This window comes from Methylobacterium frigidaeris, from assembly GCF_022179185.1.
GTDB classification, from domain to species: Bacteria; Pseudomonadota; Alphaproteobacteria; order Rhizobiales; family Beijerinckiaceae; genus Methylobacterium; species Methylobacterium frigidaeris.
In genome coordinates, this window is sequence record NZ_BPQJ01000099.1 from 1 (window position 1) to 7,131 (window position 7,131).

Below are 7,131 nucleotides of genomic sequence, written 5' to 3' on the forward strand. Positions count from 1 at the left end.
GAACGGTTGCACAGACTGTCGGCACCTCGCTCAACCGCGTGGTGAACCGCGGCGACCGCATCTCGAACTTCGTCGACCAAGTGCGCTTCTCGACCGATCCCGCTTGGCAATCGAGAGCCGCGAGGCCGCCGAGCCTACCGGCGCCGGTCGCGTGAGCCGCGTTCTATAGGCCATTCTGCGCTTGCCGCACCTTTCTGCACAGGCGTAGCCTTCGGACCGGGAGGCGCGAGCGATGTCGATCACCTACCCTGAAGCGTGGATCCCCGGACCGGATGGCCGCTCGCGCGTGCGGCAGGTCTACCGCGACGACGAGTCGATTGGGCGCGTGCGGCGCTGGCGGGAAGAAGAGCCCGGCGAGCTGACCGGGGAATGGTTCACCGCCGAGCGGAAGAAGGGTGCCTTCTACGTGCCGATCGCAGGCGAGCACGCGACCTTCGAGGAGGCGCTAGAGCGGATCGTGTTCTACAGTGCGGTGCAGTGAGCCCCACGGCCTATCTCTTCCTCACGGCACTCCTCGCGCTTGCGTGCGCAGCGGGGGCCATCGCGTGGCTGTGGCGCGCTGCTCGGCGGATCGATGACAGGAAGCGCCGGTGACTCACCCTCCCGCCGACCCCGAACCCCTCGACGTCATCGCCGAGTGGCTTCACGAGCTCACCCGACACCACATCCAGGGGTGCCCAGCCTGGGAGGATCTGGACCCGAGCGACCCGTGGGGGCCGGCATGATCCAGCTCGCCCATGATCGGGCGCGGGACTTGATGGAGATCGGATGGGGAGAGGCGTGAGGCGCAACCGCAACCGCAACCCGCGCCGAGCCTACGACGAGGAGGGCGGAGAGATCGCGCCGCCGATCGATGATCGACCGCCCGATGCTCAGATGCCGTCCTGACGCGAGCCCCGCGCCACCTTCGCCATCATCTCGTCCGGGAGCGGGCGGAGCTGTAGAGGTTACGCATGGCTGGGACCGTAGCCGATCAGGCCCTGCCGGTCTCTCGGTGCGGTGCGATCTCCATGGCGCTTCGAGCCGCCGCTTTCGGCCCTAATCGGACGCCAGCGGCAGCGCATTGAATAGCCGGTCTTATCAGATACCAATTCGTCAGCATCGCACTGCCTCAGTTTGTATAAGAGACAAAAACTTTGGGGATTATAGGAATGATTACAGCCGACGAAGTCGTTGACGACATTGCGAAGGGTGTGCGTGAGGCACTTCGGACAAGAGTGTTCTTACTGGGCGCAGAAGCTATCGACTTCCATCATCCGGAAATACGCCCCGAATATCTTGTAACTGTCGAAGTGGCTAAACAAATGGGCAGGATGGACAGGGTCATTGGTCTTGAGACCCTTATGAATGATTTGAGAAAAAACGCTCAACGCAAAGCGGTTTTTCTCGCGAATAATATATCATCGAAATTTGTCAGATCAAAACAAGAGCGAATTTCTCTAAAAGCACAACGTGATGCCCGGATATTAGAGATAGAACGAATAGTTTCAGATCCAAAATATCAATTTAGCCCAAGTGCGCGAGGCCGAAAGCGGGTCGATATTGTAGTATTTACCTCGGATCCTAGTGAACTGCCACTCTTGATATCTGAGGCTAAACTTGGCTCTCAGACAGCCGATGCAATTATTGCTGACATTGATAGAGTGGTCACACTTCTACAAATGCATAGAGATCTAGGATTTAATGAAAATATCTACGGCGCAGTTTTCTTCTACAAAATGACAAAAGGGGGATCGATATCTGACGTCCAAAGAGATTCATCAGTTCTACTTGCCCGCATTAACTCTCATTTATGTGATAAAAAATCTGATCCCAATAATAAATGGCTCAAGTTCAAAGCTGATCTCCTCACACGAGAGAATTATTCTGAGCCTATACAGGCTTACGAAGAGCTTCATGACGACGGATCGAGTGAGATGGTTTTTACTCGCCAGGGTTTTGCTTTCGCACCAGGACTTGTTTTGCTTGGACAAGCTGACGATGTGGAAACGGTACCATTCTAACTGATCAACGATGGGCGGGGAAGACGACGGCCTAAGATCGATCAGCTAGATCGGGGCATTAGAATGCAGCTATTTCATTGGCATCTGCGATCTGCTGCCACGGAAGTGTCCACTCCCCACCCATACAGCGGTTGAGCCGCAAAAGGCGTCCTCGACCTCACTGGACCGCCGCGAGAACCGTTGGCACCTCACTCAACCGCGTCGTGAACCGCGGCGAGCGCATCTCGAACTTCGTCGACCAGGTGCGCTTCTCCACAAGCCCAGCCCGCGCTGGCACCACGGCTCCGCGTCCGAACCGGCTATTGCACGCGTCCATCGCCGCCATCAGCGCGCCGGACTTCTCCCGGTCGAGTGCATCGAACAGCGGGCGTGGCGCCTCGTCGAGCGGCACGAGGTCGGTCGTCACCAGACCCGCCTTGCTGTAGCGCCAGGGCGTCGGCCCCTGCTCGCGCCAAGTCATCGCCACACCGCGTATAGCCGCGTCGATCAGGTGCCGGGTGTCGTTCGTCGCCTCCGGCAGGTGCACCACCTTCGAGACCGAACGCATCGCGTCGCCCCGGCCGTGCTCGCTGGTGTGGTAGAAGACCGTCACAGCCGAGACCGCGAGCCCATCACGCCGCAGCTTCTCGCCGAGCCGCGTCGCGTGCGCCGCCACCGCCTGCTCAAGTACCGTCCGCTCTGTGATCCGGCTGGAGAAGCTGCGGGTGACCGCACAGCCCTTGCGTCGGGCCGGCACGATCTCGAGCGGCAGGCAGGCGCGCCCGCGCAGCTCGTGGATGATGCGCTCGCCCACCACTGTGAGCGACTGGCGCGCCGGCCGGGGGTCGAGGTCGCGCAGGTCTGCCACCGTGTCGACGCCCATGGCGGTGAGCCGCGCCAGCGAAGCGCGCCCGATGCCCCAGACCTCGCCCACCGAGATCCCAACCATCCAGGCGGCGCGCTCGGCCTCGTCGGACAGATCGCAGACGCCGCCGAGCTCGGGGATGGTCTTGGCGATGTGGTTGGCGAGCTTGGCAAGCGTCTTCGTCGGCCCGATCCCGACGCAGGTCGGCAGGCCGGTCCACTGGCGGACGGTGGACCGCAGATCCCGGGCGAGCGCCACCCGATCGCGCTCGCGCACGTCGGACAGATCGAGGAAGCTCTCGTCGATCGAGTAGATCTCCACATCCGGCGCGAACTGCCGATAGACCGTGTTGGCCCGGGCCGACATGTCGCCGTAGAGCGCGTAGTTTGAGGAGAAGACGCGCACGCCCTTAGACCGGCACATCTGCCGGATCTTGAAATATGGCTCGCCCATCTTGATCCCGAGCGCCTTGGCCTCGGCGGTTCGGGCGATGGCGCAGCCGTCGTTGTTCGAGAGCACGATCACCGGCACGCCGGCGAGCTTCGGATCGAACACGCGCTCGCAGGAGCAGTAGAACGAGTTGCCGTCGATCAGCGCGATCGCCCGGCTCATCGCACGAGGCTCGCGCGGGCCTTCACGTGGTGCCAGCGCACGGAGAACAGCAGCACGCCCCAGAGTAGGCCCTCCTCCAGGTCCTCCAGGGCGAATTCCTGATCCATCTCCGGGTTGTCGAACGTGAGGGACAGCCGGTTGCCGGTCATCACCAAGCGCTTCAGGCTCATCTCGCCGTTGACCACTGCGACCACGACGGCACCGGAGGATGGTGAGAGCGAGCGGTCAACTACGGCAAGGTCCTCGTCGTGGATGCCGGCCCCCTTCATGCACCAGCCCCGCACGCGCCAGATGAAGGTGGCAGGTGGGTTCGGGACGAGCCAGCGGGGCAGCTCCAGGGCGCCTTCGATGAAGTCCTCGGCCGGGCTCGGGAACCCGGCGCACAGGGTCGGGAGCATGAACGGGATCCGCACGAGCCCGCCTGCATCCGCCGCCTCCGCACCGACCCGATAGAGACTCACGCGCGCCCTCCGTGTTAGAACGAAAATAGAACAAACAGGCCGGAGGTTCCCGGTCAAGGCCGAGCTTCGGGCTTGTGCGGAGCGGGGACGACGGGATCAGGAGATCGTGATGGGGATGCGGACGACGTTCATGGTGCAGACGTTCGAGATCCACCGGAAGCGGCTGCGGCCGGGCAACCGGGATGTGGCGCCGACGGAGAGCGGGGCGCTCAAGCGGGCGGAGGCGATTGCCAAGCGGATGCCGGGCACGGCGGCTCTTCGCATCGTCGCGGACGACGAGACTGGCGAGCTTGAGAGCGTCGCGATCCTCGGACAGTTCGGCGAGGTCCCGGAGGACTTTGCGGAGCAGGTGAGCGGCGGGTGAGGAGGCTGGGCACGAAAAACCCGCCGCGGCGGTGAGCCGGGCGGGTCAGTCGGATCGAACAAGCCCAAAGGGCGCCACAACATTGCTGTGCTGTGTCCCGGTCCGCCACCTCGGGAAATGCATGGGGTCCGCGCGCTGCGCTCAAGGGACAGCACGACAAGCGCCCCGGCTCGCGCCTCGTCACCGACCGGGACGTGCCGTGTCCGGAGGGTGGGAGGCAGGACAGCAAAAAGCCCGCCGCCGGGTGACCGGAGCGGGCGCTTGGAGGATCGAGAATTCAGATCAGGTAGGCGGTGCCGTGTGGTCCAAACACTTTCGGGCAGTTGGCGGCTTCCACCAAGGCTCGGGCTGCCTTTAGATCGATCTTCAGCGCGACAGCTACCTCAGCCACGGTTTTCCACGACGGCTTCATGCGGCGACCTCCCAAAACTTTCTACTTCATTAGGCGTGCAAGCTTCGCATTTTGCCTGATGAGTCATATCCCCTTTCGAACGTATGGCACCTAAATTTGTTTATATTGGCCCATTCGAAAAAGCCCCGCTCGGCTACTGCCGGCGGGGCTGAAGGCGGGGTCTCGGGTGGAAGATCCGTCGGCTAACGGGCTGGCGGTGCGGCGGGTTCCGGATCAGCGATGCGTGCGCCCGGATCGGGTCGGCGGCGGCTCGCGCTCGTCGAACCGCTCAAGCACGGGGACCAGCCGCGCCAGGATGGCCGTGAGCTGATCCGCATGAGCTGCCTGATCGGCCGCCGTGTCGGCGACGATCGCGGCGGTGAGCCCCTTAATGGCCGTCGTCAGGTCGGCAATCGCGATGCTGTCGAAGACCGCACTGCCCGCCGTCGTCGCGATCTCCCGGGCCGTCTGAGGCTGTAGCGCCTCCGCCTTCTTGGCCTCGATCCGGTAGTCCAGCATGGTCTTGATGAAGGAGTTGAGGGGGACCAGCGCTCCCGCCACGGCCGCAGTGATGCCGATGGCGATGGCAGGCCAGCTATCGAGCGTTGCGACCGGATCCGCCAAGGGTGCGCCTCCTCTCCTCGGCCTCTGCCTCGGCTGCGGCCCGCCGCCTCTTCCGCAGCCCGAATGTGTCCTCGGCCGCCATGTCGGAGGCGGCGCGGCCGGAGGAGTGCAATTCCGAGATGGCGTAGATCGTGAAGAGCACCACGCCGAGGTTGAGGGGCGGGATGGCGAGCACGAAGCCGATCGAGCACGCCAGCCAGAAGAAGAAGCCGCCGACACACCCCAGCGTCCGAACGAAGGATGTCTCCCGCCCCCGCCGCCCGTTGATGATGAGCGCGATCAGGCGCGCCGCGCCGACCACGAGGGCGATCGATCCGGCGGTGGCCTCCGTCACGAGGGACGCGATCACCCGCCATTGCGGGCCGACGAAGGTGGGCTCCGGGTAAAGCAGGACGACGCCGACGGCCACCATGGTGACGGAGTTCCAGACCTCAGCCCACCGGGTCTGGCCGTAGCGGACGGCGCGGCGGATGCGCTCGTTAATGATTGGGTCGGGGTCGTAGTGCAGCATCGTTCCGTCGTGCCAGGGGGCGAAGAAGGCCAGCCGGCAGCGGCCGTGGTTGAAGCGCATGGCGCGTCCTCCTGGTGCTGCGGGCGGGCGGCGGGTGCTACTTCACCGTCGCCGGCAGGTTCGCTAGGAACGGGGTCAGCGTGTTCGCGTCGGTCACCGTCTCGTCGAAGTGGAAGGCGCGGAACAGGCGCTCGGTGATGCCCTTCGTGCCGCCGGCGGCGTCGATCAACCACTGCGGCGAGGAGCCGAGGGCGCGTTCGAGACCCGCCTTCAGCAGCGGGTGGCCGACGTCGATGCTCGCGGCCTTGCCGGCGGTGGCCCCTGCGACGGCGTTGAGCGCGTAGTCCGCGGCGAGGCGCACCATGCGATCGATCCGCTGAGTGGTGAACCACATCTGGACGTACCAGGGCAGGTGCCGAGCCGCGACGCCGACGGCAGCGATGATGATCGGGATCAGCACCTCAGTTGCGGTCTGAGCGATGGCGGTCACCCACTGGCCCCAGGGGAGGATGACGGCGGTATCGCCGACGGTGGCGACCTCGGCGGCGAAGGCGGGAGGGCAGACGCAGGCGAGCGTCAGCGCCGCGAAAATGCGGGTCATGGGGTATCCTGAATGTGGGATGCTCGGCTGGCCCGGCCGGCGCGGGTGAACTGCCCGGGATTTCCGGGGAGTTGGTCAGGCTGCTAGCGACTTGCCACAAGCCGGGCAAGTCGGGATTGCCGGCGCCGCAGCGATCATCGCAAGGGCATCCTTCCGGACCCCAGCGACGCGGCTCGACCAGCCCTTGCCGAAGGTCGGCCAGGTCGACAGCGCCTTGAGGAAGGCCAGCCGGGCGTCGCAGAGCGAGCCGATCAGCTTCTGCCGGTCCTGGCCCGCTACCGCCTTGAGGGTGATCGGCCCGATGCGCCCGTCATCCGCCACGCCGACGAGGCGCTGGAGCGCGATGGCTGCGCGGGCCGGTCCGCTGTTCACGGCCCAATCGAAGACTGCATAGTCGAGGCCGGCTGGGAGATCATCGCCCTCGACCGCGTCCCAGTAGCGCTGCCGGTAGACGGGGGCGACCTTCGCGGGCGTCAGCGCCTTCACGTCGGCCTTGGTCGCTGGCCGGCCCAGGACCGCCGTGAGGGTGGCGATCGTCACCCCGAGATTGGTCGGGCCTCCCGGGTCGGCAGGATGGTCGCTGTAACCGCCCTCGTGCTTCAGGACGAGCGAAAGCGCCCGCTCGAACGTGCTCGCGGTCATCAGGATCTCCGGACTGTCAGGGGGTCAGGACCGGGCCGGGTGGCGCTGCGGTCGGGCAGGGTCAGAGCGCTGGCGCCC

The 7,131-nt window shown here is 64.7% G+C and carries 10 protein-coding genes and 1 pseudogene; 3 read left to right on the plus strand and 8 right to left on the minus strand.

From position 1 onward, the window contains the following. Positions 1–79 (minus strand): annotated as a pseudogene (locus MFF64_RS36135) (DUF4113 domain-containing protein); the annotation flags it as partial. 153 nt (positions 80–232) lie between these two features. Between MFF64_RS36135 and MFF64_RS36140 the strand changes: the two are divergent. Together MFF64_RS36140 and MFF64_RS36145 are read left to right on the plus strand one after the other, a co-directional pair. Next, positions 233–481, plus strand: a complete 249-nt coding sequence (locus MFF64_RS36140; protein ID WP_099900526.1) for a hypothetical protein — start codon at positions 233–235, stop codon at positions 479–481. Positions 482–1,151: 670 nt separating this feature from the next. Continuing rightward, positions 1,152–2,003 carry a hypothetical protein gene (locus MFF64_RS36145; RefSeq protein ID WP_238193827.1) on the plus strand — a complete coding sequence of 284 codons (852 nt, stop codon included), beginning with the start codon at positions 1,152–1,154 and terminating at the stop codon, positions 2,001–2,003. Positions 2,004–2,160: 157 nt separating this feature from the next. Here MFF64_RS36145 and MFF64_RS36150 read toward each other — a convergent pair whose 3' ends face one another. Together MFF64_RS36150 and MFF64_RS36155 are read right to left on the minus strand one after the other, a co-directional pair. Continuing rightward, positions 2,161–3,459 (minus strand): Y-family DNA polymerase, encoded by a 1,299-nt coding sequence (locus MFF64_RS36150; protein WP_099903607.1) that lies wholly within the window; start codon positions 3,457–3,459, stop codon positions 2,161–2,163. Then, on the minus strand, positions 3,456–3,920 hold the full coding sequence (locus MFF64_RS36155; RefSeq protein WP_207768121.1) for a LexA family protein: 465 nt from the start codon (positions 3,918–3,920) through the stop codon (positions 3,456–3,458). Before MFF64_RS36155 ends, MFF64_RS36150 begins: the two co-directional genes overlap by 4 nt. 109 nt (positions 3,921–4,029) lie before the next feature. Between MFF64_RS36155 and MFF64_RS36160 the strand changes: the two genes are divergently transcribed. Next, entirely contained in the window at positions 4,030–4,284 is a 255-nt protein-coding gene (locus MFF64_RS36160; protein ID WP_099903605.1) for a hypothetical protein, read from the plus strand. A 277-nt stretch (positions 4,285–4,561) separates the two neighbouring features. Here MFF64_RS36160 and MFF64_RS37970 read toward each other — a convergent pair whose 3' ends face one another. The 5 genes from MFF64_RS37970 to MFF64_RS36180 form a co-directional block, all read right to left on the minus strand. Further along, a complete protein-coding gene (locus MFF64_RS37970) occupies positions 4,562–4,696 on the minus strand; it encodes a hypothetical protein (RefSeq protein ID WP_273557210.1) in 135 nt (44 codons plus the stop codon). Positions 4,697–4,909: 213 nt separating this feature from the next. Further along, positions 4,910–5,299: a hypothetical protein gene (locus MFF64_RS36165; RefSeq protein WP_238193829.1), complete on the minus strand. Its 390-nt coding sequence runs from the start codon at positions 5,297–5,299 to the stop codon at positions 4,910–4,912. Beyond that, positions 5,271–5,870, minus strand: coding sequence for a hypothetical protein (locus MFF64_RS36170; protein WP_238193831.1), 600 nt, complete (start codon positions 5,868–5,870; stop codon positions 5,271–5,273). Before MFF64_RS36170 ends, MFF64_RS36165 begins: the two co-directional genes overlap by 29 nt. A gap of 37 nt (positions 5,871–5,907) precedes the next feature. Beyond that, positions 5,908–6,411, minus strand: a complete 504-nt coding sequence (locus MFF64_RS36175) for a hypothetical protein (protein ID WP_238193832.1) — start codon at positions 6,409–6,411, stop codon at positions 5,908–5,910. Between the two features lie 75 nt (positions 6,412–6,486). After that, positions 6,487–7,053, minus strand: coding sequence for a glycoside hydrolase family 108 protein (locus MFF64_RS36180; protein ID WP_099901907.1), 567 nt, complete (start codon positions 7,051–7,053; stop codon positions 6,487–6,489). Positions 7,054–7,131 lie beyond the last annotated feature (78 nt).

What these genes read in the sequence shown, in the direction of transcription:
- MFF64_RS36160 (WP_099903605.1), top strand. Translation starts at nt 4,030, where the DNA reads ATGGGGATGCGGACGACGTTCATGGTGCAGACGTTCGAGATCCACCGG.
- MFF64_RS36175 (WP_238193832.1), bottom strand. Translation starts at nt 6,411, where the DNA reads ATGACCCGCATTTTCGCGGCGCTGACGCTCGCCTGCGTCTGCCCTCCC.
- MFF64_RS37970 (WP_273557210.1), bottom strand. Translation starts at nt 4,696, where the DNA reads ATGAAGCCGTCGTGGAAAACCGTGGCTGAGGTAGCTGTCGCGCTGAAG.
- MFF64_RS36140 (WP_099900526.1), top strand. Translation starts at nt 233, where the DNA reads ATGTCGATCACCTACCCTGAAGCGTGGATCCCCGGACCGGATGGCCGC.
- MFF64_RS36145 (WP_238193827.1), top strand. Translation starts at nt 1,152, where the DNA reads ATGATTACAGCCGACGAAGTCGTTGACGACATTGCGAAGGGTGTGCGT.
- MFF64_RS36150 (WP_099903607.1), bottom strand. Translation starts at nt 3,459, where the DNA reads ATGAGCCGGGCGATCGCGCTGATCGACGGCAACTCGTTCTACTGCTCC.
- MFF64_RS36170 (WP_238193831.1), bottom strand. Translation starts at nt 5,870, where the DNA reads ATGCGCTTCAACCACGGCCGCTGCCGGCTGGCCTTCTTCGCCCCCTGG.
- MFF64_RS36180 (WP_099901907.1), bottom strand. Translation starts at nt 7,053, where the DNA reads ATGACCGCGAGCACGTTCGAGCGGGCGCTTTCGCTCGTCCTGAAGCAC.